Here is a 25,857-nt window from a genome sequence, read left to right on the forward strand (position 1 = left end):
TCCACCCCAGCACTAATTGATTTATATCAATTAGTGCAATCTTGATTACCGTTAATATGCGGCCGCTTCCGACTATTCCACTATGAGTTTTTCTGTGTTCAAACCTGAGTTACTGTCCCCCGCAGGGACTTTAAAAAATATGCGCTATGCGTTTGCCTATGGTGCCGATGCCGTTTATGCCGGCCAGCCCCGCTACAGCTTGCGTGTGCGCAATAATGAATTTAAAAATATTGAAACCCTGCGCCTAGGCATAGAAGAAGCACACCAGCAGGGAAAACAGTTCTATATCGCCTCTAATATCGCCGCTCACAACGACAAAGTTCGCAGTTACCTGCGGGACCTGGAAGAAATTATCGAAATGGGGCCTGACGCCCTGATTATGTCCGACCCAGGCCTGATAATGATGGTAAGGGAGCGCTGGCCTGAACTGCCAGTCCACCTATCCGTACAGGCCAATGCGGTAAACTACGCGACCGTAAAGTTCTGGCATCGCCAGGGGTTATCTCGGGTGATACTTTCCCGGGAGCTGTCCCTGGATGAGATTGAAGAAATTCGCCAGAAAGTGCCTGAGATGGAGTTGGAAGTCTTTGTCCACGGAGCACTCTGTATCGCCTATTCCGGACGCTGCTTGCTGTCCGGTTATATGACCCATAGAGATGCCAACCAGGGCGCCTGCACCAACTCCTGCCGCTGGCAATACCAAGCTCATGAAGCCAAAGAGAATGAAGTTGGCGAATTGATTCATGTGCAAACCCAGGAAACTATTCAGGAATCTATCCAGAAACCCACCTCCGCCAGTAGCAGTACTTCCCAGGCCTTTTTACTGCAGGAAGAAGGTCGCCCTGGCGAATATATGCCGGCCTACGAAGATGAGCACGGTACCTACATCATGAACTCCAAAGATTTGCGGGCCGTACAGCACGTCAAGCGCCTCACGGAAATGGGCGTTCACTCTTTAAAAATCGAAGGTCGCACCAAATCCCACTACTATGTGGCTCGTACTGCTCAGATCTATCGTCGCGCCATAGACGATGCTGCAGCAGGAAAAGACTTTGACATGAAGATGATGGACGAACTGGAAACCCTCTCGAACAGGGGCTACACGGAAGGTTTCTACCGTCGCCATCCACCAGCAGAATACCAGCAATATGAAAAGGGGTTGATATCAACTCCGGGCCAACAGTTCGTAGGCGAGCTTATTGACGGCAGTCCTGAGTATTTGACGATTGATGTTAAAAATCGCTTTGAACGTGGTGATCAATTGGAGTTAATGACTCCCAGCGGTAGCTTGTTCTTCCCCTTGGAGCAAATGGAGAATACGGAAGGCAAAGCGATCGATGTAGCTCCGGGATCCGGGCATATCGTGCAAATACCCCGACCAGAGGGCGTTGATGACGATCAACTTCAACAGGCGCTATTGGTCAAAGCTCTGGGATAACCCTCGGACTGTAATTAGCACTAAGGCTTATCAAGTCCTTCGTTTTACAAATATATTTTGTTAAAGGTGTAGTGGTTTAGACAATCTACCGAATTCACTAAGACACGACACCTTTATTCCCACTACATCATTCCCACTACATCTCCACAATTTTACTTGTGAACCTATCCTCAAAATGCATTGGGTCATCGTTAAACTTCTCAAGTGACTGCCCACCTCATAATATTCAAACCGTCCTGTATTTCCCCACCATTCACCGCAAGCAACTGGTTCTTGTACCAATTTTCCTGCATTTTCAGCCTCACCTAAAACCCTTTTAAAGCCCTGAGTTTTGATCTCAAAAATATGCTCAACAGTACTAATTACAAGATAAGGTCCGCCCTACCTCGGAGTTCCAACAGGAATACACCCCTTTTTAATAGTTATGATTTTCCACCTCTAACTCCCCCCCGCATCAAGGTTTCACAGTAGAAAAGCGTGCAACGATTGCTTAACCAAGGAAATGCCGCAATATGGATATTATCAAACCTAAGAAACGCCCCCTGATTAAGCACCCTTTAATGCTAGGTGGTGCTGCTCTTGCTTTTGCGGCATTTACCAGCACCCTCCTGTTACTTCCTGACAGCGCCTATAAGGTTGAGCGGGAACAGCTGATGTTGGGTACCGTCCAACGGGGAGACCTGCAGGTTGTGGTAGATGGTTACGGTAGGCTGCGTTCAGACAAGCAGACTTTAATTACCGCCCTAACCGCAGCGAATGTTGAAAAAATCATGTTGCGTCCCGGTGCAGAGGTACAAAGTGATAGCGTCATTATGCAGCTGAGTAATCCAGAGTTAATGCGCGACCTGGATGCAGCCGAAACCTCCCTGGAACAAGAGGAAGCTAATCTGCGCCGACTTGTTCTGAACAACCAGCGCGATGTTCTCGCGGAGGAAGCCATACTCGCGGAACTGAACTCCAATTACCAAGTGATCAAGTTGCGTCGCGAAGCTGAAGACGAGCTGGTAAAAAGTGGAGTGGTTTCCCAGCTCACCTACCAAACCACCGTCTTACGCCAAGAGCAGATGAAAAAACGTGTGGACCTGCAAAAGCAGCGTATCAATCACCTGCGCAAAGTCGCCGTCGAATCAGAGTTGATCCAGCGCGAGCAAATCAACCAAGCCCAGACCCAACTGCAAAGTATCCAGCAACGTACAGACCGACTGACAGTACGCGCCGGCCTGGACGGCATACTGCAACGACTACCGGTAGAGCTAGGGCAAGGTGTCAATCCCGGGCAGGAGCTAGCACTGATCGGCAGCGAGACAGATCTACTCGCACTGGTTCAAGTACCACAATCCAAAGCAGAGCAGCTGGAGGTTGGCCAGCCCGCAGAAATTGATACCCGCAGAGAAAAAGTCGAAGGTATGGTAACCCGTATTACTCCTGAGGTTCGGGACGGCAATATTGAAGTGGAAATTGCTTTTAGCGCGGGCGCGCCAGAGTCTGCCAGGCCACAGCTCAACGTCGATGCCCGGATCTTCACTGCCACAATGGAAGATACGCTGTTCGTCGAGAGACCTATCAATGTGCAGAGGCACAGTGAGGCCAATCTCTTCCTGATTAACGAAAACGGGGAGGAAGCGGCACTCCAACCCATCAGCTTCGGTGAGGAGTCAGGTCGATATATCCAGATCACCCAAGGCCTCAATGAAGCGGACCGTATCATCCTCTCGGATATGGCTAATTTTAATGAAGCTGAGCATATCCAGATTATTGACTAAGGCCTGAAACTAGGGAGCCTCTGAATAACTCCGTAATACCTCTGCGGGGCTTGCAGAGCCTCCCCAAAGCGAGAAAGGGAGTTCGCTATGTCCAAGCCAATCCTCCATATGGCCGGGATCACCAAGGTGTTCAGCACCGAAGAAATGGAAACTCACGCCCTGCGGGGCGTTGACCTGAGTATTTACCAGGGGGAATTTGTTTCTATCTGCGGCCCCTCGGGTTGCGGTAAATCCACACTTCTCTCGATTCTCGGCCTGCTGGACCTCCCCACCAGTGGCAGCTATCAGATTGAAGGCTTTGAAGTCGCTCAATTGTCGCTGAGTGAGGCGGCGACAATTCGCAACGAGAAAATAGGCTTTATCTTTCAGTCCTTTAACCTGATTGACGAGCTTTCTGTCTACGACAATATCGCCCTGCCCCTGCGCTACCGCCGCAATCCCATTGCCAAGTCTGAAGCCGACAAAAAAGTGAAACACTGCCTGGAGAAGGTGGGAATGAGTCACCGGGCCTCTCACAAACCTAACCAGTTATCCGGTGGCCAACAGCAGCGAATCGCCATAGCCCGGGCGCTAGTTGGCAATCCATCTCTGCTACTAGTGGACGAGCCCACCGGCAATCTGGACTCCCACAATGGCGATGCAGTAATGGAAATGCTGCGGCAGCTCAACAATGAAGGGACCACCCTGTGCATGGTGACCCATGACCCTCGTTATGCAGACATGGCCAGCCGCCAATTGCATCTACTGGATGGAAGAATCTCAACGCCGCAGCCCATACTAGAGCCCCATGAGATGGCCCTATGATCACCACAAAGGACCTGTCCATTGCCCTCCAGTCCCTCAACCGGGCGCGGAGCTATGCCACCACTATTATTCTGACCCTGGGTATCACCCTCGGCGCCCTGGTAACGCTATTTAATCTCAACTACCAACTGCTAGCCGCGCCCCTCCCCTACCCGAACGAAGATCGGCTGTATGTCGTGAATGGTAATCTCTACCAGAACAAGCAGCTGCGGCTGGAAAAGAACAGCCAATACCCCGCCCTGGTTGAAATCTATAAGAACGATAGTTTCTTCGAATCCAGCGCCCTGGTGTACTTCTGGGAAGATGTGGTTCGCAATTTATCCGGATCACCACGGGTTAATGTTTCCTATGTCTCTCCAGAATATCTCCAGCTGGCTGGAGCGCCCCTGGCCCTGGGCAGACAATTCAATACCGATGAAGGGCTCGACAGCCGGGTTCCCGTGGCGGTTATCAGCTATCAAACCTGGGAGCAGATGTTCCGGCGCAACCCAAATGTCTTGGAGCAAAGCCTGCAATTTGGGGAGGTGGACTTTCGCATTGTCGGCGTCACCGCCAAAGAATTCATTGAACCGCAGATCTATAAGCAGGGCCGACAAACGGCGGTCTGGCTGCCCTGGGACTTTAACGATACACAAGTAGAGCGCAGAAATAATTGGAGAGGTTTCCTGCCTTTCCGCATGCTCACAGGAAAGCTGAAGCCGGGCATTGACCCCGCCAGTGCGGGGCATGAATTGAGCACATTAATGGATGCCCAGTATCAAGCGGCCCTAGCGGGAAGATCCTCTTCGGTAGAAAGGTCCGTTGAATACCGACTCACCCCCTTCGCCAATAAAATACTTGGCGACAGCGCCACGCGAACCCTAATGGTAATGGGCGGTACACTGGTACTTCTGTTAATTGCCTGCGCCAATGTTACCAACCTGATACTTTCTCGCGCAGCCAAACAACAACACAATATGGCGATACAGGTCGCTTTGGGCGCACACAAAAAACATATCTTTTTGGCCCTGCTGTGTGAAATCGGCATACTAATGTTAGGGGCTGCATTACTTTCTCTACTTTTAGCCCTGGGATCGACAGAGGTACTAAAGGTGATGGCTGCGGAACAAATTCCTCGCATTCAAGAGCTCACCTTAAACTGGCAGACATTGGTTTTCGCACTGTTGTGTGCCTTACTTCTCGCCCTGTTCTTCTCAGCCATAGTCAGTCGACAGGTTAATTACCGCGCACTGAATCAAATGTTGCAGAGCAGCGGCAAAGGCTCCGGTGTACAAATTTCACCACTGATCCGCAAAGTCCTTATCAGCAGCCAAGTGGCGATGACCAGTTTGCTTATCGTCGCCAGCTTGCAGATTTTCCTGCAAGCTAACCGCCTGATTAACCAGCCCTTTGGCTTCCCCTTGGACAGTGTTCAAGTGATGACTCTGAATATCGGCAATCTTAGGAGCGCCCCCGCTGCCGAACGGGAGAGTTACCTGAAGGCCATCAGGCAGAGATTGCTGGAGCACCCTAAAGTACAAAATGCCAGCCTGAGCTTAAACACTCCTATCTCTATCAGCCGGCCGCTCTGGACTACCTCCCTGAGTCATGATGCCAGCCGACAAAACCCGATGATGGCCAAGACCACAGTTGTCGACGAAAACTACCTTTCCATTTTGCGTATGCCACTGGTAGCTGGCCGCCATATCAATGCGGCTGAGTTTTCCGATAACAATCGCATGATGCTCGTCAACGAAACCCTGGCCCAGCAACTGGAGCCGGATGGAGAAGTATTAGGCAAGCGCTACTACTGGCGAGGTGACTTGCCCTACCAAGTGGTGGGTGTAGTGCGCAATGCAAGCCTGCCCGGCAAAAAGGAACCCGCCCGCTTATTTGTGCGCGGTATCAACGTGAGCTATCCCCTACTGGTACTCAGACATAAGCCTCACCAACCACTCAGCACCACAGAGATTAATCGGGAGTTTGCCGAAGTAAACAGGCAGTACAAAGTTTCTGAGCTATTCACCCTGGAGCAGGCGCGAGACCTACTCCTAAGCAATGACCGGGTCTCAGTTTGGGTAACCACCGCCCTGACGTTACTGGCACTCAGCCTCGCTGCCATCGGTATTTTTGGAGTGCTCAGTTACAGTGTACAACTGCGGCGTACTGAGCTTGGCGTGCGCATGGCAATCGGCGCCCGCCCAGCGACGATTTTCTATCACACCCTAATCGATAGCTTGACTCCCGTAATTATCGGTATCGCTGTAGCAACTTTGGTAGTGGGCCCACTGGCACTTTGGCTTGAGCAAAGCGAGTTCCGCATTGAAACCAACCTCTGGGGCTGGCTGCTGCCACCACTGCTTATTATCGGCCTGACCGCCTTGGTTACCCTGCTTTCTGTATGGAAAATAATCAACAAGCCGGCGGTTTACGCACTGCAAGGAACAGAATAAAGACTTTCCATCTGATAACCGCTGCTTGAGGTTGCACGCTCATCGTGCAATCTTTACAGCAAATACAACAATAAGAAATGGAACAGCCAATGCAGCCTCAGCAGTGGTTATCAAACGGAAAGATTTTTGATTATCAAAACCACCAACTCTTCTATGTCGATAGCAACCCAAGCTGCCGACATAAACCTGTACTGCTTTTGATTCACGGCTTTCCAACCAGTAGTTACGACTGGCAAAAGGTATGGGCCCAACTGACAGAGCACTATCGCTGTATTGCTATGGATATGCTGGGATTCGGCTACTCAGACAAACCCAAGCAGCATAACTACAGTATCCACGGGCAAGCTAATTTACATGAAGCTCTTCTGCAACATTTAAACATCAACAAGGTCCACCTGCTGGCCCATGACTATGGGGATACCGTTGCCCAAGAGTTACTCGCCAGAGCCAATTGCGGTGGTACCACACGGTATACCTCAACATGCCTGCTGAATGGCGGTCTATTTCCAGAGACTCATCAAGCTCGTCTCGTACAAAAACTGCTGCTCTCTCCCGCAGGCTTCCTGATCAACAAACTGATGAATTACCGGCAGTTTTGCCGCAACTTCAGTGCCATTTTCGGACCAGAGACACAACCCTCCGAAACAGATTTACGAGACTTGTGGCAAATTCTCCAATATAAGAATGGCAACCGGCTCCCCTATAAATTGATCACCTATATGCACGATAGACGCCAACATCGTCAGCGCTGGATTGAAGCCCTAAACCAATACCCCGGCCACCTGTTGCTAATCAATGGCTCATTGGACCCAGTTTCAGGGAAGCATATGGTGGATCGATTTCGTCAATTGATAGATCGGCCAGCAGATATTGTTGAATTGGCAACGATTGGACATTATCCCCAGTGGGAGGCGCCAGATAGTGTGGCAAATTCATATTTAAGTTTCGTAGAGACTGAAAAGGATGAACTATTAATGCCCTCTTGAATGTCCTGGATAACTCTCGAGTGCTAACATGATGGCAAGATGCTGACTGCCTAAATTTCAGCCTAATACCAAGCACACCCCATTGATAAGATATATTTAAAGCTTCATTTAAATGTACTATTTCTTCTTTCCAAAGCATGTCCTATGCAATCATTGTAAGAACCATACCAAGCAACATTAAGAAACTATTATGATCTACTCAACTACTGAAACCCTACCTGGACATGAAATTAAAGAGATACTCGGAGTGGTTACCGGTAATGTTGTCCAATCCAAGCATATTGGTCGTGATGTTATGGCTGGCTTAAAGAGTATTGTTGGCGGTGAGATAAGAGGCTATACAGAAATGTTATCCGAAGCCAGAAATAAGGCCCTTCAACGGTTGATTGATAGTGCCCAGCAGAAAGGAGCCGATGCTGTAGTAGGCATCCGATTTTCAACAAGCGCCATTATGGAAGGGTCTTGTGAAATGATGGTCTTTGGGACTGCTGTCAAACTAAGGAGGTGATTGGCCCCAAGCCACATCCTCTACTTTTTTAGCTTTTGTAACAGACTTGATGAAATATAGCTCTAACTGTTAATTAGCTTCAATTCAGAGGTACGAGGCTCCGAAATTAAACTCAGTGGAGCCTCTAATTTATAACCACTTTGAAGAATCTAAATAGTCAAATTGCAACTATGGGCAAATTAAGCGTTAACTGATATAGAAATAATTACAGGCGCTTTCTTATATCATCCAAAACCCACTCCAGCGGTTTATCTATTCCCTTATTATAACTTTGCCAGTCCTGCTTGATCATTACATCCGGTTGTACACCCTCTGTATAAACATCCTGGAACCTATAGTTACGCTTCGAATAGGTTATAACCCAGTCGGAGTTAGGCAAAGAGAACTGGTCCATATCCTGATAACCAACAGGGTTCCCACCGGAAGGCTCTCCCACTAACTTGGCATTCAGAATTTGACGATATTGAGCCGCATTACTCATCGCTGCTGAATAGGTCTTACCGCCTATCAGTGTATAAACACCGTGATCCCAATCAATACTATCAACAAGGACCAGCCTCCAGGCTAAAGTCAGACCGACAAAGAAATCACCCCCGCCATTCTCCCTGAAATCAATAATCAGATTTTTAACATTATTTTTCTTTAAGAACTTTTCAGCATCAACTGCAAAGTCCTCCATATCTGAAAAACTTGGATAGCTTTTGAAGTATATATAAGCGGTTTGCGTATCTATATCAGCGGACATCCAGAGGTTAGATGACTCTTCGACCCTCTTTGACTTGAAGGGAGTGGTCTTTGGAAAAAGATGGTGAGTAATTTTAGAGTGGTAATTTCCCATAGACAAAGAAGACACCGAGACAGTTTTCTTCCGACCAGAGTCGTCTGTAAATGTATAGACAGCTTTCTTAGTACTAGCTGAAATACCTACTCCCTCGAGAACTTGTGCAACATTTATTTGAAAAGCTCTCCTTATTTTTAATGAATACCCATTCTCAACCCCTTGTACAATAGGAGATAGTCGATCAATAATGGCATCTATGGGTGTACCGTTAATAGCGGTTAATTTATGACCCAGTAACTGCCGGTAGGATTCATCGGTAGCGATCAGGCGAAGATCCCCATCAAACTCTAAGAATTGAAAAGGGTAAAGCTCTATATCCTGATTCCAAAAAGCAAGCTGAGTATGGCCATCCCCGATCATCCGGCTGATTTTCATCAATTCAACCATCACTTGATTTTCAGAAAGATTTGGCAAGTCGGATTTTAGTAGCAATAGTTTATCAGTGAGTTCTTCCTTAGAAACGTTATGGTAAAGATTTATATGATTCCTCTCTAACTCTTGATGGAAGTAATCAATATCTTCAACCCAGTCACCTGTATTTGAGATTGCTGATGCCTCGGCAGACAGTATTAGGCACAACCCAAGGTTTATCCATCTCACAAACTTGACTAACACTCCCTCTCCTCCCTGATATCTTTTAACCAAATGAGAAATGGTCATGAACCACTCCATTTCACTTTATTATTTTGCAAAGGAAATGCAGTATACTCCCTTAGAGAGCAGAAAAGTGGGTTGATATAACATATAAGTACCCCTTCCCCTAGTGGTACAAGGGTGCCGCAGGATAGCCTATACGCTATTACCAACTAATGCAGTTTTACTCTCAAGATAGTTTTAAAGCTACTAAAGATCGATGCAGCTTTCCACTTACTGGAAGATCCATCATGACAAGCCTAATTAAATATTTTTTCCTTTCTTTCCAGTTAACATTAGCACCTGCAGTAACAGCAATAACCATTCGAGATGATGTAAGTGACTCAGAATACCGTATAGATGCTTCTGAATTCCCAGCGCTTGTAGATTTACCGGGAGAGGGACATGGAGTACTTATCACCCCAAAATGGATTATTACAGCTGCGCATGCCATTACTTGGCTACATTGCTTTGAGGAAGTCGTCATTAATGGCACTCCCAGAGAGATCGACAAACTAGTGATACACCCTGGCTACAAGAAGACACCTCAAAGGATGATTGATGAGGCACTAGAAACGGGAGATGCCAGTGAAATTGAAGCATTATTGGCCACATCAGATGATATCGCCTTAATCAAGCTTTCTCAGCCTGTCGCTGATGCTAATCCGGTGGGAATTTACCGTGAGAATGATGAGCAAGGACAAATAGTAAAGCTGATCGGAAAAGGAGCAACGGGTACAGTTGACCTCGGCCATGACCCCAAAGGCCCAAATCGAACAGAACTCCGCAGAGCATTTAACATAATCTCATCAACTCAAAGTCGTTGGCTTGGCTATGAATTTGATCAGGCCCCGGATGCATTACCACTTGAAGGCATGACGACGAATGGTGACAGTGGCGGCCCGGTATTAATTGAAGTTGACGGCCAGTGGTTACTCGCAGGTTTAACGTCCTGGAAGCATGCTGAAGACGTCGATATACGAACCTTCCGCCCTGGCATCTATGGCCAGACTTCCTATTCCATTCGCTTAAGTCATTATGTAAGCTGGATTGACAAAATGATTTCTAATGATTTACCTATTCAGCAATCTGTCAAAGCAGAATCTGACAATTCATCAACAAAGTAACAACCCCTTATTCTCCAGATCCAACAGCATAAGTTACCCGAGAAAAATGTTATGTATAAATTAATACCTTTCATCCTGTTAACTTTTTTAACTTCATATGTATATGCCAGTTCCGCTGAGGATAACACCAAAATACGAAGAGCCGTACTCGACTACATTGAGTCACAACAAAAAGTTGAACCAGACCTAATGGAAAGAGGTTTAGATACGAAACTAGCCAAGCGAACCTACTGGAAATCCAAAGACGGCTCAGAATTCATCATGGAGACAGACTATGAAACCATGGTTTGGTTAGCCGAAAACTACAATAAGGAAGGGGATAAGTTCCCAGCATCCCCCAAAATTGATATCAACATACTTGATATTGACAACCGGGTAGCCTCGGTAAAGCTTACTGTCGATGATTGGATTGATTATATGCACTTATACAAGAATGATAAAAATGACTGGAAGATCATTAACGTTCTCTGGCAGTATCACGATACAAAACGGCATGTTAGCAAGAAATGATTTAGCATTCTGCTCTGCAGTTCTATGCCTAAGCATTATTTATGTTGGGTTTCGGTCTGGCATTCAGTATAGCCTTTGAATTGTACCAAGCTTAAGTCGGTGCCCACACACAACAAAAGAGGCACCAAATTGAAAAGGATCACTATCGCCCTACTATTCTTACTAGCAGCCATTGCCTGTTATAAATTTGATGTACCTGTTGGCGGTGCCTTTTTTCTCGCTTTTGGTATTGTTTTTTTGAGAGGATCTTCTGGATAAATCTGTTCAAATGCAAAAGAATGTCAGCCTAATAGCTAGTATCTAGGAATTTCCACCTAGGAATATAGGCGTTGACAGCTTAATCAATCCTCAACAATCCCACTTGCGCTCCCCCTACTAGCACTATCGAACCACATTCTCCTCTCACCGATACCTCCTTGGCTACAAATCCCAGCTCTGCTGATCCTCATTACCAAAGCTCAATACCCTTACTAACTCACATTGAGCAATACGAAAGCTTGAGACAACTTTCAAGACCAACTAAATTGTCCGCCACTTCATTCCACCAACTAGGAAATATCCATGTTCCCTCACCGCTTACCGCGTTGGATTGCGGTCACTCTTCTCTGCCTTATTGCTGTAGCCTGCACGCCAGAGAATCCGGAAAAGCCGGGCGAGACCTCTGCAGATGTGGCATCTACGCATGGCCTACTCAAAAGCGGTGATGAAAAATCAACGGAGGAAACACCCCCATTGGTCTCTGCCCCCAAGAATAGTGGTAAAGAGGCTAGCAGTGAGACTGGATCAACAACTTCCGATACCAAATCCATAAGCAGGCCCAGTGAAGAAGCTCTTTCGCAGGCTGCTACTTCCAACAGCGACACGATGCCTGTGGTTACGGATTCAACGGAACGTGCTCTTACGGTGCTCCATATAGGCGAGCGGGTCTACAAAGATGCGCGAGCTATTGCGGTGATCTTCTCCGAACCGCTGCTGGGGAATACCCATTTTGGTTCCTACCTGACCCTCTCCCGTGAAGATGGTGAAAATGTCGATGGGGGCTGGGTTTTATCTGACAACCAGAAGACTCTTTACTTCACTAACATCGAGCCGAATACCCGCTACCGAGTAGCGATAAACCCCGGCTTGCCCAGTGAGGATGGATTCCAACTACAGAAGCTAAAGAAGGAAACAGTTCACACCCGACGTATCGAACCCAGTATCAGTTTCACAAGTAACGGCAGTATATTTCCGTCTACGGTAACACCTGGCTTGCCGGTGACTGCCGTCAGTATCGAAGCCGTGCAAATCCATTTTCACAGGGTAAAGCCTGAACACTATTCCGACTTCTTTAGCCTGGTCAACAATCAGTCCCTGAAGTACTACTACCAACTAAGAGCACTGAACAATGTTGCCGAGTTAGTCTACATTGCACATTTTGACCTTACCCAGGAAAAATATGTTCAACGGGATTTCGATCTCTCCATCGGCCATATTGAGCCTCTAAAGCAGCCAGGCATTTATGTTGCAGTCATACAACCGGCCGGTGTGTACAACACCAACCTTTTCGATGTCACCCACTTCTCTATTTCCAACTTAGGCCTCCATGCCCGTTACTACCCGGAAAGCGTTGACCTCTATGTTTCTTCTCTGAATGAAGGGGAAGCATTGAAAGGCATCCAGGTGGAGTTACTGGACAACAAAGGAGGACTGATCAAGCAGCAGACGACCTCTAAAGAAGGGCATGTTCGTTTTCTGCTCAGCCAGGAACAGGAGGACTCCCAGCGCTTCTTTGTTGCGCGAGACCCAGATACTGGCCATTTTTCTCTGTTAGATTTGCGCGAACCGGCGCTGGACCTGTCGGACTTTAAGCTGGGCCAACGCCCTTCCAGGCCGATGGAGTTCTTTATGTACTCTCCCCGGGACTTGTACCGTCCCACAGAATCCATACAAGTTAGCGGCCTGCTACGCAATTACGACGGGCGCTATTTAAAAGACCTACCGATCAAGGCGGACTTGATCAAGCCAGATAACACCAGTGCCCGTACATTCACCTGGCACGCCAGCGCGCCGGGATACTACGAGAAGCTCCTTCCCTTACCTCAAAATGCTCCAACGGGTGACTGGCGCCTGGAAGTTGAGTTGGCCGATGGACGCAAAGTGAATTACCCGTTCAAGGTAGAGGAGTTCCTGCCTGAGCGTATGAAGTTGGTATTACAAGACGGTGAAGAGCGCAGCCTGGTCCAGGGACACGTTAAATCCTTGGAACTGGAAGTTGAGGGTAGCTATCTGTACGGCGCTCCGGCAGCGAATAACCGCTTGGAAACTTTGGTGCAAGTCAGCCACTACCGGGAACCCTTCCCTCAATGGAAAGGGTTTTTGTTTGGTGACGCCACTGAGCGATTGCCCGCACGTCAATTTAATGCCCCCACCATCGAGCTGGATGACAAAGGGCTTGGCAAACTGCCATTGCCGTCCCGTTGGAGCCGCGCGAATAGCCCGCTGAAAATCAATCTGGTTTCCAGCCTGTTCGAGTCCGGCGGTCGCCCGGTAACTCGGCAGCATCCAGTTCTGGTTTGGCCAGAGCATCCAGTAGTCGGCATTCGCCCGAACTTTGGCAAGGAGAATCCCTCGGCCAATAGCAGACTAGAATTCGATATTGTCGTAGCCGATGCACAGGGTGAACCGGTCACCGGTCGCAACCTCAATGCGGTATTAATCTCAGAGGACCGCCAATATTTTTGGGAGTACTCCGCAAGCCAGGGTTGGCATTATGAATACTCCACTGCCGAGTACGAGTCTTTCAGCCGCCAACTGCAATTTAATGAAGAGACTCCCCTGAAACTCATGGTGCCTGTGGATTATGGCCACTACCGTTTGGAAATTACCGATACTAATAGCGGAGCCACCAGCAGCCTGCGCTTCCATGCTGGGCGCGACTGGTATTACTGGTGGCGTAAGGACCAGGTAGCGAAAGGCCAGGCGGCCCGCCCGGATACCGTGGCTTTATCTTTAGATAAACTCAAATACACACCTGGAGATTTAGCGCAGCTCACAATAGTGCCTCCGGCAGACGGTGAAGCGCTGGTGTTGGTAGAGAGCGATCGATTGCTGTGGTCCGAGCGTGTATCGGTAGAGAAATCGGGCACCAAGGTTGAAATCCCCATTTCAGTAGACTGGAACAGTCACGATACCTATATTTCCGTAGCTGCACTACGTCCGGCCGATAAGAACGAACGTATCGCCCCTAATCGCACTTTCGGACTGGCTCACTTGCCACTGGACCGGGAGGCCCGGCGCTTGCCAGTGCGCCTGGAGGCCCCAACACGCGCCCTGCCCGGTTCAGAGATAGAAGTCACCGTAATCACGGATCTGGATACCATCGGCAAAAATGGCGGCACGGCCTGGACCACCTTGGCAGCAGTAGATGTGGGCGTGCTCAATATCACCCGCTTTGAAACACCAGATCCCTTTGAAGCCTTTTTCGGCCAGCGCCGCTATGGTGTCGATGTCCGTGATATCTATCACCGCATTATTGAGTCTGGTAATGGCAAGCTGTTGGAGCAACGCTTCGGTGGAGATGCTGAACTGGCGCGTGGTGGAGAAGAGCCTAATTCCGATGTGCAAATAGTTTCACTATTTTCCGGCCCGGTGAAATTTGATCAACAAGGCAAAGCCAAAGTTTCCCTTCAGCTGCCGGAATTCAATGGCAGCCTGCGCCTAATGGCGGTGTCATTCAGTAAAGAGGGGTTTGGCAGTACTGAAGGAGAACTGACCGTAGCCTCCCCATTAGTGACCCAAGCTGCCCTACCCCGTTTTATGTCTCCCGGAGATACCAGCACACTGGCGCTTGACCTGAACAACCTGAGCGGCCGCACGCAAAAACTGACTGTGGAAATGCGTTCTGTGGGCGCAGTGGATATGGAAATAGGAGAGCGTTTGTTAGAGCTGGCCGACGGCGAGCGCAAAACTTTGCGATTCCCCATAACCGCCAAAGACGCCATTGGTGAAGCGGAGTTCCAACTGGTTGTCCGTGGTGCGCTTGATGAAGATGGCCAAGCTATTTCCATTGAACGCCAGTGGAGTCTGGGGGTTCGCCCAGCTTGGCCCGCCACCACGCACACCCAGCGACGCCTGCTGGGCCAAGATGAAAGCTTCAGTATTGATACGGCTTTCCTCGGCTCACTGATGCCGGATACAGTGCAGACGCTGGTCTCCCTGGATAGCCGCCCGCAATTGCAACTGCAGGATCATCTGGCAAGCTTGCTGGGTTATCCCTACGGCTGCCTGGAGCAAACTTCCAGCCGCGTTTACCCATTGGTAATGGCAACGCCACTACAACAAGAAAAATTGGGCATCGAACCTCTGGACGAGAGTGAGCGTGCGAAACGTATCGATGCCGGCATCGAGCGCATCTTTAGTATGCAAAAAGGCAACGGTGGTTTCGGCCTGTGGAGCTCGGAATCTCCTGAGAACCAATGGCTCACGGCTTATGTAGCCGACTTGTTACTGCGCGCTCGGGACCAGGGTATTGTGTTCGATAACGCACGCCTGGAGTCCACCCTAAAGCGCCTGCAGGAATATGCCCGCGAACGCGGTAGCTTCTATCAGCAGCGTTACAGTAGTGATCCTGACTTTTACGCTTATGCTGCCCGATCCTATGCCGCCTATGTGTTATCCCGTGTACAAAAAATCTCGCTCGGTCAACTGCGCAGTCTTTATGAAAACGGCAGTACTATGACCCAGTCGCCCCTGCCGCACTTACACATGGCAATTGCATTGCACACGATGGGCGATACCGCTCTAGCTCAGGAAGCCTTACAAAATGCCCTCTCCATTGAACGCAAACGTCGCGATTATTACGGCGATTATGGCTCCGATCTGCGCGATACTGCACTGATGATTTCGCTATTGCTGGAGCACGATTTAGCTACCGACAAAGCCGAAGGATTGCTGTTTGAAATGGTGAATCTACTCCGTGAACGCACGTACCTAAGTACGCAGGAACGTAACAGCGTGTTTATGGCCGGCGTGCAGTTGCAGCTGAATAGTGGTGAGAACTGGTCTGCCTCTCTGAGTACCGATGATGGTTTGCGGGAATTAAATCGCAACACCCCATATAACACTCTCTTCCGAGGCCGTGAGGCTGCTGAAGCTATTGAGGTGACAAGCCAAATAGAAAAACTTTTCGCTGCTATAACCACCAATGGCTACAGCAAGCAGGCACCCGCAGAGGTGATGGATAAGGGCGTTAAGGTCAGGCGCAGCTACCACAAACTAGACGGTTCAAGTATCGTGCCGACTCAGGTGCGTGAAGGTGAACTCTATCTGGTGCGCCTGCAAATCGACGCGGACCGACGCCTGCCCGACCTTCTCGCAGTGGACCTGCTGCCCGCAGGGCTCGAACTGGAAAACCAGAACCTGGCCGATAGTATCAAAGTGGATGAGATTGAGTTCGACGGCAAGAGCATCGCTCAATGGCAGAACGAACAGGACAATGTTCAACATGTGGAATTCCGTGATGACCGCTTTGTGGCAGCGCTAGATCAATCGGAATGGAAAACCACCAACCTTTTCTACATTGCCCGAGCAGTAACTCCCGGTCGCTACCAAGTACCTCCTCCTTTTGGGGAAGACATGTACAACCCTGAGCGCTTCGCGATTGGCAAAAATCCAATGGCACAAATGCAGGTAATCGGCAAGCAGTGAAACTGTTGGTCACTTCAACAACCCGATGGAAAAACAGCAGTCGCGTATTTCGCGCGCTGCTGCTTTCTCTTTTCTTTATTTTGGGTTCACTCTTAGCGTTGGATACTATTTTTCCTCCGCCTTTGCCTGAAGCGCATGGTTTTGCGCGGGTAGTGGCTGATCGCCATGGCAAACCGTTGCGCTTCTTTGCCGATAATCGCGGAGTATGGCGTTACCCCATCACTCAAGATGAGGTATCGCCGCGATTTATCGAGGCACTGCTCACCTATGAAGATCGCCATTTCTATCAGCACCCTGGAATCAATCCCCTTGCTCTCGTTCGGGCGGCCGGCCAATACCTTCGCAATGGACAAGTGGTCTCCGGTGGCTCCACCCTGACCATGCAGGTAGCCCGCCTGCTAGATCCACATCACAGAACTTTAACCGGTAAAACCAAACAAATGTTGCGTGCCCTGCAGCTGGAGTGGCACTTCAGCAAGCGGGAAATTCTCGATCTCTACCTTAACCTCGCACCCTACGGCGGTAACATAGAAGGCGTGGAAGCGGCCAGCCGTTTATACCTACGCAAATCGGCTGCCGACCTTACCCACGCCGAAGCAGCGCTTCTGGCAGTATTGCCCCAAGCTCCAAGTCGCCTGCGCCCCGATCGACACCCACACCGCGCTCAGAAAGCGAGAGACAAAGTACTAACCAGGTTGCAGACCTACGGCGTTTGGAGTAAAGACGAAGTCGAGCGCGCGCAGCTAGAAAACGTCTATGCCGAGCGCCTGGAATTTCCACAGAACGCGCCGCATCTATCGCGCAGACTGGTAGAAACCATCACTGATAAAGAGGTGATCCACACCACTATCGACGGCAATATTCAGAGAGGGCTGGAGGATTATCTACGTGATCATATGGAGAGCTATCCGCATAAAACTTCTGCCGCTGTTGTAGTGCTGGAGAACTCCGATTTATCTGTACGTGCCTATTTGGGTGCCTCCCATTTCTGCGACGGGCGCCGATATGGCTATGTGGATATGGGAAGAGCCATACGCTCGCCCGGTTCCACTCTCAAACCATTTCTGTATGGGCTGGCAATCGATGGAGACCTGATCCACAGCGCCTCCTTACTCAGTGATGCACCTCGCATTTATGGAGATTACCGCCCAGAGAATTTCCACCGTGGTTTTTCCGGCCCAGTCAGTGCTGCTGCCGCTTTGCAGCGCTCTCTCAATGTCCCAGCTGTACAATTACTGGAGCACTACGGCCCCGGCCGATTCTCAGCAACATTAGAAAATGCCGGTCTCTCACTGCAATTCCCCAGCGGCGGCAAACCCAATCTAGCGATGATATTAGGTGGCGTAGGTACCCGCCTGGACCAACTCACCGGAATTTATGCAGCCCTCGCACGCGGTGGACTCGCTGCAGCACCCCGCTATTTACCAGAAACCCCACTGAGAGAGAGACACCTGATGTCCCCGGAGGCCGCCTGGATCACATTCGAAATGCTGGCTTCCAATCGCAGTGGCTCGCGCCGCTGGCGCAATCTGGTAAGGCAAACCAAAGCAGATATTGCCTGGAAAACCGGCACCAGCTACGGCTACCGCGATGCCTGGGCGATTGGTGTGACTCCCGGTTATACCGTAGGTGTTTGGGTAGGCCGCCCAGATGGCACCCCTCTACCCGGCTACTATGGCTCCATCAGTGCTACACCGCTATTAAACGCAGTGATTGCAGCACTGCCAGGCAACAAACAGCAGCGCCTGGCAAGACCAGAATCAATTGCTAAAACCGAAATCTGCTGGCCCCTAGGAGGTCAAAAATCGTTAACACAAGCAGAACACTGCCACCAAGAACGCCATGCCTGGCTGATTCATGGCCGAGCACCCAGAACTCTACCGCCGAAAAGCGAGCCCTTGCATGCTGCGCAAACATACCGCTTCTTTATCAACCAACAGGGGTTACGTGTTAAACCCAGCTGTATGGACTCCTCGGCTGAAAAGCGAAGCATTGTCCTGTGGCCTAAAGAGCTGGAATCCTGGCTGCCTGCTAACCAGACTCGGGCCCAACAAATTCCACGGACAGCACCCGAGTGTAACGCCCCAACCGCAACATCAGGTACCCCATTAAAAATTGTCGGTGCCGGCAATGGCAATCAATACCGCCCAACTGGCAACAATGCTCCTTTACCACGATTAAATCTCAGTGCGATTGGTGGGCAAGGAAAACGCTACTGGTTCGTCAATGGCGAACTTAAAGGGGAAACTTTGGGCACTCAAAATCTTGAACTCTCACCGCAGAATGGCCAGCATCAAATTGCCGTGCTGGATGAGAGTGGGAACGTGGATCGGATTGAAATATACGTAGGGATTAACGATTAAATGACACATTATCGATATGGACAAAGATAAAAGCTATCGCAGAGCTTATGAACTCCAAGCTTCTGGGAAGCTTTCTCAAGCTCTTCAGCGGTATTCACAGGTAACGGCCTCATCTAATGACCCAAGATGTTACATCGCTTATGGTATGTGCCTCCAAGAATTAAATCATTGGAAACAATCCATAGCGGTTTTAAAAAGAGCCATTGATCTAAAGCCCCACTACTGCCTACCAGATGCACAACTTTCTCTAGCGATAGCTTACCTTAAAGTCAATCAGAAAAAGGAAGCGATAAAGCTACTGAGTCTTTGTGCATCAAGGGCTCCTGAATACCCAAGTTATGAGTCAGTTCCAAACCAAGCCAAAGAGTTATTAAAAAATCATAAATAACAAACCAAAGTGATGGACGATTGAATAAGGTCCAACCCTATTTTTTCAGCCGGGATAAAATTTTATGGCACAGTGAGGTCAAGTCCTGTTGCTCTTCAGCCGTTAATCTGACCTTGCAGGCCATATCTTCAAGTATATGAGAGGTTTTCTGCTTTAGATTGCTCCCTTTTTGGGTGAGGACAATCACTTTGGCCCGCTCGTCCACGCTGGACTTTTGCCTCTCGATAAACCCTTTTGCCTCTAAGCGTTTCAGCACTTGAGTCAAGGTGCCTGCATCCAGGTTCGTCTGGTGGCTTAACTCTTTGATAAAAACAGAGTCCTCATTCCAAAGGCTCATCATCACCAGAAACTGCGGGTAGGTAAGATCAAACTGATCAAGCTCCGGCCTGTATTCACGCACCATAGCGTTGGCTGTCGAATATAAGGCAAAACACACCAACTCTTGGAGATTGAACTCTTTTGGGGTCATCTTGATTGCTCACTGAACATACCAATATATTATGCGCGCAAAATACTTGACGGTAAACCCGATCTTAAATAACAATACTTTGCGCGCAAAGTATTGTTATTTAAATTGAAAGAGTATTACGATGGATCAAGTCAATTTTTCTGGTGTCAGGTCTAGTAACTGGAAAAAAATTGAAGCAAGGGAGGTTGCTCCCGGCATATTCGAGAGGAGCCTATGGAGAGAGGAAGCAGGAAGCTGGGTGTCTGTCTTCGAGTTTCTACCTGGAGCCAGATACCCAGGTGTGGAAACACATATTGACGGCGCAGAACAAATTTTTGTGATTTCCGGGGTCTTTAATGATGGTAGAGACGATCATCCTGAGGGATCATTTATTCACAACCCCATTGGTTCAGCACATATTCCCCAGTCAGAAGCAGGATGTATTATCTTGTTAAAATTCCAGGCGGCTTAAAATTTTCCTACCGTATTGGGGCCCTATTCCTGGCATAGGGCGCCCGAGATGCAGTCATTTACATCCGTCCCTCTATCCACCTTCTGCCAATTCAAATGTTTTAACAATTCTTTAGAGATTACACAGCTAATTTTTATATGCTAAATTTTGCTTTCACCCTATTCATTACTCGAACTCCCAGGCATTACTTTGAAATTAGTACCCCCTTCAGCAATCTATAAGGCTAGTTATCAGCAATATATAGAAGAGCTGGGTGATGAAGAGCGCTATCCCTTTCCTATGGATTTTGATCATGCAGACTTCGAAGCTCTCATCCAAAAGCTCAGTAACTTTGCACAGGGTAAAAACCTACCGGAAGGCATTGTCCCAAGTTCTACACTATGGCTTGTTGATGAAACTGAAATCGTAGGCGTCACCAATATTCGCCACTACTTGAACGATAGAATTACCCACTGCGGTGGGCATATTGGTTTGGGGATCAGACCCAAGTATAGAGGTAAAAGGTACGGTAAACGCCTGATGGAGCTCTCGATCCAGTGGCTTCAGGAAATGAAAGCCGGGACAATTCACATTCACTGTCACAAAGACAACCCCGCCTCTGCCAATACAATTAAGGCATGTGGTGGATTATTGGATTCTGAGATCGAAGCAGATGGGAAAATTGTACAAAGATACCTTGTAAAGCCAGGCGATTAATTCCTACAGGAAATTCACGAACCTTAGGCTTAACCAATCAATACGCTAATCTGTCTCCCCAGGGATAGCACCTAACGTAGACTAGGTGCTTGGTCAAGAATATCGAAGTATGAATGGAAAAATGAATCGATTTACTTATAGAAGCTTATTCTGTATCAGTCTCACACTCTCCAGCAATCTTGCAAGCGCGGAAATTTATCAGTGGGTCGATCAAAGCGGAAACGCCAGCTTCTCTGATAAAAAACCACCAGCCATAGCAGATGCCACCCTTAAAAAAACCGTTAAGAAAAAGCGAGAGCGTAGCAGAGTAGAAATTCAGCAGGTATTTGATAAACACAAAGGCCAGCTTTATCGTTTATACTTGAGTGCGCGCAAACAAGACCCTGACCTTGAAGGCGGCGCGGAATTTATTATCGATATTGAACCTAGTGGCGAAGTCGCCAATATCGCACTGGCCAGCTCCAGCCTCGATTCCAAGCCGTTTACCGATCAGTTAATGGCAAAGATTCAGGAATTTAACTTCGGTGCCAGCGACACACGAAGAACAAAAATTCACTACCCGATTCATTTTTTACCCACCCAATAACCGCCAATTGACTTTGTGCTCTAATCCACTTGTGATCAATTATCCCACTAGCGGAGATATGGATAATTGATCACAAGAACAGCCCTACAGATCGCAAGCATAAATACTAAACTACTGTATGTAAGTTATGCTCAAAATTGGTTTTCAAATAACACTTCACCCAATGCTAACTGGCCACCACGTCCATTCGCTGCTTTGCTAGTCTTACCCACGACTATCATCATTCCGATCAGATAACCTTCTGGCAGGTTTATAAGCTCGGCCACTTTATCTGAGTCAAACCCAACCAGTGCGCCGGTGTCATAGCCCAGTGCTTTTGCCGCAAGCATCATGGTTTGCGCCGCTAAGCCACAGCTCCTTATTGCTTCATCTCGCTGTAATTGAGGTTTATCTCTATAGAAATCAGTTAGCATCGGGACTAAAAGTTCCCTTGCCTCTCTGGGTGCATCAGCCCAATAGCGTTCTGGTCGATCTTTCCAAGCGTTTATATCTGCACAAAGAATAATCAGCTCAGACGCATCTTCCACTTGCTGTTGACCCCAGGCAGCATCCTTAAGTCTGCTTCGAAGCCTGGAATCTGTTACTCGCAGGAATCTCCAATGCTGAATGTTATAGGATGTTGGCGATAACATTGTGGCTTGGATAAGCTGGTTAAACTCACTTGATGTCATCTTTGCAGATGTATCGTAATGCTTTACCGAACGGCGAGTTTCAACAGCAGTGAACAGGTCCATAATTTCCCTCTGACAATTAATCATCTTGTGAATGTCGATGAGAGAAAGCTTATTGGGTTTCTCCTGGCTTGATAATGGGCTCTTTTGTTAAATGATTGTTGAGAAAAAGTTTACAACCTAACAATCCCAATAGGGAATGTCGCCACCAAAATACTCAATGGCAAACTCTATAAAGGCCCGTACCTTGGCAGGCATATACTGCCGCTCAGGAAATACGGCATAAATAGTCTTGGCCGGCATTTGATATTCTTCAAACAACGGCACCAGGAGACCACTCTTGATATCTGCTCCTGCGACAAAAGTCGGCAAACGGCCGATGCCAAGCCCCTGGAGAATGGCTTCCCGCAGCGCTTCACTGTTATTGACCTGGTAGTTACCCCTGACTTCTATGGTGTGCAGATGGTTATCCTGAATAAAATTCCACTCTTTTACATCCCTGGAATAAGTAAACATCAAACAATTGTGCTCTGTTAACTGTTCAAGCTCTATCGGTTTGCCGAACTCTTCCAAGTACGCGGGAGAGGCACAGAGCACACTTTGCAGAGGCGCCAGCTTGCGGGCAATCAAACTGGTATCAGGCAGGTCACCACCACGGATAGCGATATCAAACCCCTCTCCAATAAGGTCTACCACCTTATCGTCCATCACCAGATCAATCGTGATTTTTGGATAGCGCTTGAGAAACACTGGGATAAGCGGTGCCAAATGCAACCTGCCAAAGGACATTGGGGCATTGATTCGCAAGCGCCCCTGAGGCTCACCTTGAAGCTGAGTCACTGCATCCTGAGCGTCCTGTGCGGCCTGGTAAGCGATTCGGGCATGCTGAAAAAAATGCTCGCCCGCCTCTGTCAAGCTCAGCTTGCGGGTGGTGCGATGCAATAGTTTTACCCCAAGTTGCTCTTCCAGCTGACTGACCCGTTTACTAACTGCAGACTTGGATATCCCCAGTAACTTGGCGGCCGGGGAAAAGCCACCGGTTTCGGCCACCGTGACAAATACCGGTATGGCTGCAAAACTTTCCATAAACTACTGTTTCCTTTTTCTCAACAGTATGTATCTTAATTGATTGATTATCAGTTTATCAGAAACGAGTTACTCTGATCTCGCTTTTATTGAGGGAAGAGTCATGCGTGAACTTTCAAGGGGTATCAACCCTACAGCAACGGCAAGCAGCGGCACATCATTGTGGTGGGTTCACGGCTTGATGATAGCCTGCACATTACTTGTCGCTGGCTCATTTCCTGTTGGTGCGTTAATCGCCGATTCGTTACCGGCAGATTGCTTGATGATGATTCGGTTCTTAATTGCAACAGGGCTATTTGCGCCCTTCTTATTTTTAAAGCATGGATTTCAGCTTCCACACCCCAAAAAGCTACTGGGTTATGCACTACTCAGCATCCCATTGGTTATCTTTTTCTGGTGTATGTTTGAAGCACTCAAATATACCTCAGCAGTGAATACCGGCGCCCTTTTTACAACCGTTCCTGCAATGACTGCCGTCTTTGCCTTGATCATCAATGGTGAGCGTAGTAGCGCCCGCAAAGTCATCGGTCTTACTCTTGGAACATTGGGTGCGGCCTGGATTGTATTTGAAGGGAGTATTACAACAGCGATAACGCTGGATCTAAATAGAGGGGATTGGATATTCACCTTAGGTGCTATATCGCTCAGTTTGTATAATCCACTGATCAGGAGAGTCCACTCAGGGGAGCCTACAGAGGTTATGACATTCTGGGTTATTCTATTTGGCGCCCTATGGTTATTAATGCTTTCATTCCCAAGTTTAAGCCAAATAGAATGGCGGAATATACCTGTCGAAACTTACGGAGGGCTATTCTATTTAGCCTTATTTACAACATTAATCAGTTTTTTCCTACTACAATTTAGCACAATAAGAATCGGGGCGACCAAAGTTGCAGCATACAGCTTCTTGAATCCGGTATTTGTACTGGTATTGGCTACAGCATTGGAAATGACGAAATTCACTATCAACTTTATACCTGGAATAATTTTAGTATTTGCAGCCATGTTATTTATCCAGGCAGAAAAACCCAAGAAAAAATACCGCTGAACAACTCAAGAACAGTAGAATCAAACTGCCATCAAAAGGGGCAATATTTCTAGTCGACAACCTTTTCCATCTCATAAATTGCATCACAAATATCTTCCAACTTAGAGGACACTATTACCTGAGCATCATGCAAACCTTGATTATAAAACTCTGCCCCCATCTCCTTTGCAAGAAAATCAATAAAGAACTCCGCTTCAAAACTGCCAATCTCCAACTCAAATTCTTTAGACAAATAGCCCCTAATCTTTTCGATTAGCTCTAACTTTCGCCTTTCTTCCAGTTCTATTGTCGACATCACCCATTTTCCATCAATACACAAATTTAGAACAAACACTCAGCCCCATATGAGAATAACACAAATGTTGAGGCCCCTAATCAACCCCAAATGCATGACTCCAAGTAAACAACATGTACAGCGGCGCATATCTTTATAAGCAAACCGGACAATGTTAGATTCGAATCTATTCGGATTAACTAAAAACGGGATCAAAATGAGACTCTTTAACTACTTCTTTGCCCTGCTTATATTGGGCAGTAGCTCTGGCTGCTCAGAATCGAGCAGTGATAGATCAACAACTTCATACAGTCCCAATGCCCATACCACCAGCAACAGGGTTGCAGATATCCGGTTCCCGGAACCTATCACAGCGGGCAATCGAGGTGGACAAGATCAGTATATTGCTTACGAACATTTCCTGACAGCTGAACTACCTGCTGAAGAAGTTGAACCTGTATTCCACAAACTCCAATTACTTTGCCAACAGGAGATGAAGAAAAAATGCACTATATTGCATTCTAGTCTCCGCAATGATGAAAAGCCCTACGGAAGGATTCACCTTAGAATACACCCCACCGGAGTCGATAAAATCATTGATATGGCATCAAAGCAAGGAGGAGTGATACAGCGGGAATCCAAAGCAGAAGATTTACAGGATGTCATTATCGACAGCCAAAAACGACTTGAAATGTTACTCCAGTATCAATCGAGACTTATAGAACTGGAACAAAAATCTGCGAGTGACATTGATACTCTAATAAAGGTTGCTGAAAAGTTAGCATCGGTACAATCTGATATTGAGTATTCACAAGGTAAAAAAGCTAAACTGCTCAAGCGAATTCAGATGGATGAGGTTGAAATTGAGTTACACTCAAAATCTTATACTTCTTTCTGGAGTCCCATATTAGACTCCCTATCTCATTTTGGTGAAAATTTGTCTGATGGGCTATCTGAAGCAATCACTGCAATCGCCTACCTTTTACCCTGGATGCTTATCGCCCTATTTGTATTTTATCTGATTCGCATAATTTGGCGTAAAACCAGAACCTAGCAGTTTACATAGCCCCAAGATACACGCATGTCTTGATATGG

At 47.9% G+C, this 25,857-nt stretch carries 21 protein-coding genes; 16 read left to right on the forward strand and 5 right to left on the reverse strand.

Annotated features, from left to right (window positions below; all coding sequences use genetic code 11):
- Positions 1-82: 82 nt before the first annotated feature.
- From trhP to ACJJID_RS08015, 6 genes are all read left to right on the forward strand, one after another.
- On the forward strand, positions 83-1,438 hold the full coding sequence (trhP, locus tag ACJJID_RS07990) for a prephenate-dependent tRNA uridine(34) hydroxylase TrhP (RefSeq protein WP_444922244.1): 1,356 nt from the start codon (positions 83-85) through the stop codon (positions 1,436-1,438).
- A gap of 512 nt (positions 1,439-1,950) precedes the next feature.
- Positions 1,951-3,201, forward strand: coding sequence for an efflux RND transporter periplasmic adaptor subunit (locus tag ACJJID_RS07995; RefSeq protein ID WP_444922245.1), 1,251 nt, complete (start codon positions 1,951-1,953; stop codon positions 3,199-3,201).
- Between the two features lie 87 nt (positions 3,202-3,288).
- The gene (locus ACJJID_RS08000) at positions 3,289-4,005 is read left to right on the forward strand and encodes an ABC transporter ATP-binding protein (protein ID WP_444922246.1); all 717 of its coding nucleotides are present in this window, start codon (positions 3,289-3,291) and stop codon (positions 4,003-4,005) included.
- The gene (locus tag ACJJID_RS08005) at positions 4,002-6,437 is read left to right on the forward strand and encodes an ABC transporter permease (RefSeq protein ID WP_444922247.1); all 2,436 of its coding nucleotides are present in this window, start codon (positions 4,002-4,004) and stop codon (positions 6,435-6,437) included. The genes ACJJID_RS08000 and ACJJID_RS08005 overlap by 4 nt, the downstream gene beginning before the upstream one ends.
- An 89-nt stretch (positions 6,438-6,526) precedes the next feature.
- Positions 6,527-7,423 carry an alpha/beta fold hydrolase gene (locus ACJJID_RS08010; protein ID WP_444922248.1) on the forward strand — a complete coding sequence of 299 codons (897 nt, stop codon included), beginning with the start codon at positions 6,527-6,529 and terminating at the stop codon, positions 7,421-7,423.
- 190 nt (positions 7,424-7,613) lie between these two features.
- A complete protein-coding gene (locus tag ACJJID_RS08015) occupies positions 7,614-7,931 on the forward strand; it encodes a heavy metal-binding domain-containing protein (RefSeq protein WP_444922249.1) in 318 nt (105 codons plus the stop codon).
- A 205-nt stretch (positions 7,932-8,136) separates the two neighbouring features.
- Here the strand turns inward: ACJJID_RS08015 and ACJJID_RS08020 are convergent, their stop codons facing one another.
- Positions 8,137-9,432 carry a S41 family peptidase gene (locus tag ACJJID_RS08020; RefSeq protein WP_444922250.1) on the reverse strand — a complete coding sequence of 432 codons (1,296 nt, stop codon included), beginning with the start codon at positions 9,430-9,432 and terminating at the stop codon, positions 8,137-8,139.
- Between the two features lie 224 nt (positions 9,433-9,656).
- Between ACJJID_RS08020 and ACJJID_RS08025 the strand changes: the two genes are divergently transcribed.
- The 5 genes from ACJJID_RS08025 to ACJJID_RS08045 all read left to right on the forward strand — a co-directional run bounded on the left by ACJJID_RS08025 (position 9,657) and on the right by ACJJID_RS08045 (position 19,481).
- The gene (locus ACJJID_RS08025; protein ID WP_444922251.1) at positions 9,657-10,532 is read left to right on the forward strand and encodes a S1 family peptidase; all 876 of its coding nucleotides are present in this window, start codon (positions 9,657-9,659) and stop codon (positions 10,530-10,532) included.
- 51 nt (positions 10,533-10,583) lie between these two features.
- Positions 10,584-11,042, forward strand: a complete 459-nt coding sequence (locus ACJJID_RS08030; protein WP_444922252.1) for a nuclear transport factor 2 family protein — start codon at positions 10,584-10,586, stop codon at positions 11,040-11,042.
- 561 nt (positions 11,043-11,603) lie between these two features.
- Positions 11,604-16,730 (forward strand): alpha-2-macroglobulin family protein, encoded by a 5,127-nt coding sequence (locus tag ACJJID_RS08035; RefSeq protein WP_444922253.1) that lies wholly within the window; start codon positions 11,604-11,606, stop codon positions 16,728-16,730.
- Positions 16,727-19,093, forward strand: coding sequence for a penicillin-binding protein 1C (gene pbpC / locus ACJJID_RS08040; protein WP_444922254.1), 2,367 nt, complete (start codon positions 16,727-16,729; stop codon positions 19,091-19,093). The genes ACJJID_RS08035 and pbpC overlap by 4 nt, the downstream gene beginning before the upstream one ends.
- 16 nt (positions 19,094-19,109) lie before the next feature.
- Positions 19,110-19,481 (forward strand): hypothetical protein, encoded by a 372-nt coding sequence (locus ACJJID_RS08045; RefSeq protein WP_444922255.1) that lies wholly within the window; start codon positions 19,110-19,112, stop codon positions 19,479-19,481.
- Between the two features lie 37 nt (positions 19,482-19,518).
- Here ACJJID_RS08045 and ACJJID_RS08050 read toward each other — a convergent pair whose 3' ends face one another.
- The gene (locus ACJJID_RS08050; protein ID WP_444922256.1) at positions 19,519-19,950 is read right to left on the reverse strand and encodes a MarR family winged helix-turn-helix transcriptional regulator; all 432 of its coding nucleotides are present in this window, start codon (positions 19,948-19,950) and stop codon (positions 19,519-19,521) included.
- Positions 19,951-20,071: 121 nt separating this feature from the next.
- Here ACJJID_RS08050 and ACJJID_RS08055 point away from each other — a divergent pair, with 121 nt between their 5' ends.
- The 3 genes from ACJJID_RS08055 to ACJJID_RS08065 all read left to right on the forward strand — a co-directional run bounded on the left by ACJJID_RS08055 (position 20,072) and on the right by ACJJID_RS08065 (position 21,683).
- On the forward strand, positions 20,072-20,401 hold the full coding sequence (locus tag ACJJID_RS08055) for a cupin domain-containing protein (RefSeq protein ID WP_444922257.1): 330 nt from the start codon (positions 20,072-20,074) through the stop codon (positions 20,399-20,401).
- 189 nt (positions 20,402-20,590) lie between these two features.
- A complete protein-coding gene (locus ACJJID_RS08060) occupies positions 20,591-21,097 on the forward strand; it encodes a GNAT family N-acetyltransferase (RefSeq protein ID WP_444922258.1) in 507 nt (168 codons plus the stop codon).
- A gap of 109 nt (positions 21,098-21,206) precedes the next feature.
- Entirely contained in the window at positions 21,207-21,683 is a 477-nt protein-coding gene (locus ACJJID_RS08065) for an AgmX/PglI C-terminal domain-containing protein (protein WP_444922259.1), read from the forward strand.
- Positions 21,684-21,814: 131 nt separating this feature from the next.
- Here ACJJID_RS08065 and ACJJID_RS08070 read toward each other — a convergent pair whose 3' ends face one another.
- Together ACJJID_RS08070 and ACJJID_RS08075 are read right to left on the reverse strand one after the other, a co-directional pair.
- Positions 21,815-22,417 carry a nitroreductase family protein gene (locus ACJJID_RS08070; RefSeq protein ID WP_444922260.1) on the reverse strand — a complete coding sequence of 201 codons (603 nt, stop codon included), beginning with the start codon at positions 22,415-22,417 and terminating at the stop codon, positions 21,815-21,817.
- A 117-nt stretch (positions 22,418-22,534) separates the two neighbouring features.
- Complete coding sequence (locus ACJJID_RS08075; RefSeq protein WP_444922261.1) at positions 22,535-23,440, reverse strand: LysR family transcriptional regulator; 906 nt, start codon at positions 23,438-23,440, stop codon at positions 22,535-22,537.
- A gap of 103 nt (positions 23,441-23,543) precedes the next feature.
- On the opposite strand from ACJJID_RS08075, the gene ACJJID_RS08080 reads away from it, so the two are divergent.
- Entirely contained in the window at positions 23,544-24,488 is a 945-nt protein-coding gene (locus ACJJID_RS08080; protein WP_444922262.1) for a DMT family transporter, read from the forward strand.
- A 49-nt stretch (positions 24,489-24,537) separates the two neighbouring features.
- Here ACJJID_RS08080 and ACJJID_RS08085 read toward each other — a convergent pair whose 3' ends face one another.
- Complete coding sequence (locus ACJJID_RS08085) at positions 24,538-24,783, reverse strand: DUF2164 domain-containing protein (RefSeq protein ID WP_444922263.1); 246 nt, start codon at positions 24,781-24,783, stop codon at positions 24,538-24,540.
- A 151-nt stretch (positions 24,784-24,934) separates the two neighbouring features.
- On the opposite strand from ACJJID_RS08085, the gene ACJJID_RS08090 reads away from it, so the two are divergent.
- Positions 24,935-25,816, forward strand: coding sequence for a DUF4349 domain-containing protein (locus tag ACJJID_RS08090; RefSeq protein WP_444922264.1), 882 nt, complete (start codon positions 24,935-24,937; stop codon positions 25,814-25,816).
- Positions 25,817-25,857: the final 41 nt, after the last annotated feature.

It is taken from the genome of Microbulbifer sp. CnH-101-G (genome assembly GCF_052466775.1).

Excerpts from the sequence above, each read along its gene's own strand:
- trhP (WP_444922244.1), top strand. The coding sequence starts at position 83 with ATGAGTTTTTCTGTGTTCAAACCTGAGTTACTGTCCCCCGCAGGGACT.
- ACJJID_RS07995 (WP_444922245.1), top strand. The coding sequence starts at position 1,951 with ATGGATATTATCAAACCTAAGAAACGCCCCCTGATTAAGCACCCTTTA.
- ACJJID_RS08000 (WP_444922246.1), top strand. The coding sequence starts at position 3,289 with ATGTCCAAGCCAATCCTCCATATGGCCGGGATCACCAAGGTGTTCAGC.
- ACJJID_RS08005 (WP_444922247.1), top strand. The coding sequence starts at position 4,002 with ATGATCACCACAAAGGACCTGTCCATTGCCCTCCAGTCCCTCAACCGG.
- ACJJID_RS08010 (WP_444922248.1), top strand. The coding sequence starts at position 6,527 with ATGCAGCCTCAGCAGTGGTTATCAAACGGAAAGATTTTTGATTATCAA.
- ACJJID_RS08015 (WP_444922249.1), top strand. The coding sequence starts at position 7,614 with ATGATCTACTCAACTACTGAAACCCTACCTGGACATGAAATTAAAGAG.
- ACJJID_RS08020 (WP_444922250.1), bottom strand. The coding sequence starts at position 9,432 with ATGACCATTTCTCATTTGGTTAAAAGATATCAGGGAGGAGAGGGAGTG.
- ACJJID_RS08025 (WP_444922251.1), top strand. The coding sequence starts at position 9,657 with ATGACAAGCCTAATTAAATATTTTTTCCTTTCTTTCCAGTTAACATTA.
- ACJJID_RS08030 (WP_444922252.1), top strand. The coding sequence starts at position 10,584 with ATGTATAAATTAATACCTTTCATCCTGTTAACTTTTTTAACTTCATAT.
- ACJJID_RS08035 (WP_444922253.1), top strand. The coding sequence starts at position 11,604 with ATGTTCCCTCACCGCTTACCGCGTTGGATTGCGGTCACTCTTCTCTGC.
- ACJJID_RS08045 (WP_444922255.1), top strand. The coding sequence starts at position 19,110 with ATGGACAAAGATAAAAGCTATCGCAGAGCTTATGAACTCCAAGCTTCT.
- ACJJID_RS08050 (WP_444922256.1), bottom strand. The coding sequence starts at position 19,950 with ATGACCCCAAAAGAGTTCAATCTCCAAGAGTTGGTGTGTTTTGCCTTA.
- ACJJID_RS08055 (WP_444922257.1), top strand. The coding sequence starts at position 20,072 with ATGGATCAAGTCAATTTTTCTGGTGTCAGGTCTAGTAACTGGAAAAAA.
- ACJJID_RS08065 (WP_444922259.1), top strand. The coding sequence starts at position 21,207 with ATGAATGGAAAAATGAATCGATTTACTTATAGAAGCTTATTCTGTATC.
- ACJJID_RS08070 (WP_444922260.1), bottom strand. The coding sequence starts at position 22,417 with ATGGACCTGTTCACTGCTGTTGAAACTCGCCGTTCGGTAAAGCATTAC.
- ACJJID_RS08075 (WP_444922261.1), bottom strand. The coding sequence starts at position 23,440 with ATGGAAAGTTTTGCAGCCATACCGGTATTTGTCACGGTGGCCGAAACC.
- ACJJID_RS08080 (WP_444922262.1), top strand. The coding sequence starts at position 23,544 with ATGCGTGAACTTTCAAGGGGTATCAACCCTACAGCAACGGCAAGCAGC.
- ACJJID_RS08085 (WP_444922263.1), bottom strand. The coding sequence starts at position 24,783 with ATGTCGACAATAGAACTGGAAGAAAGGCGAAAGTTAGAGCTAATCGAA.
- ACJJID_RS08090 (WP_444922264.1), top strand. The coding sequence starts at position 24,935 with ATGTTAGATTCGAATCTATTCGGATTAACTAAAAACGGGATCAAAATG.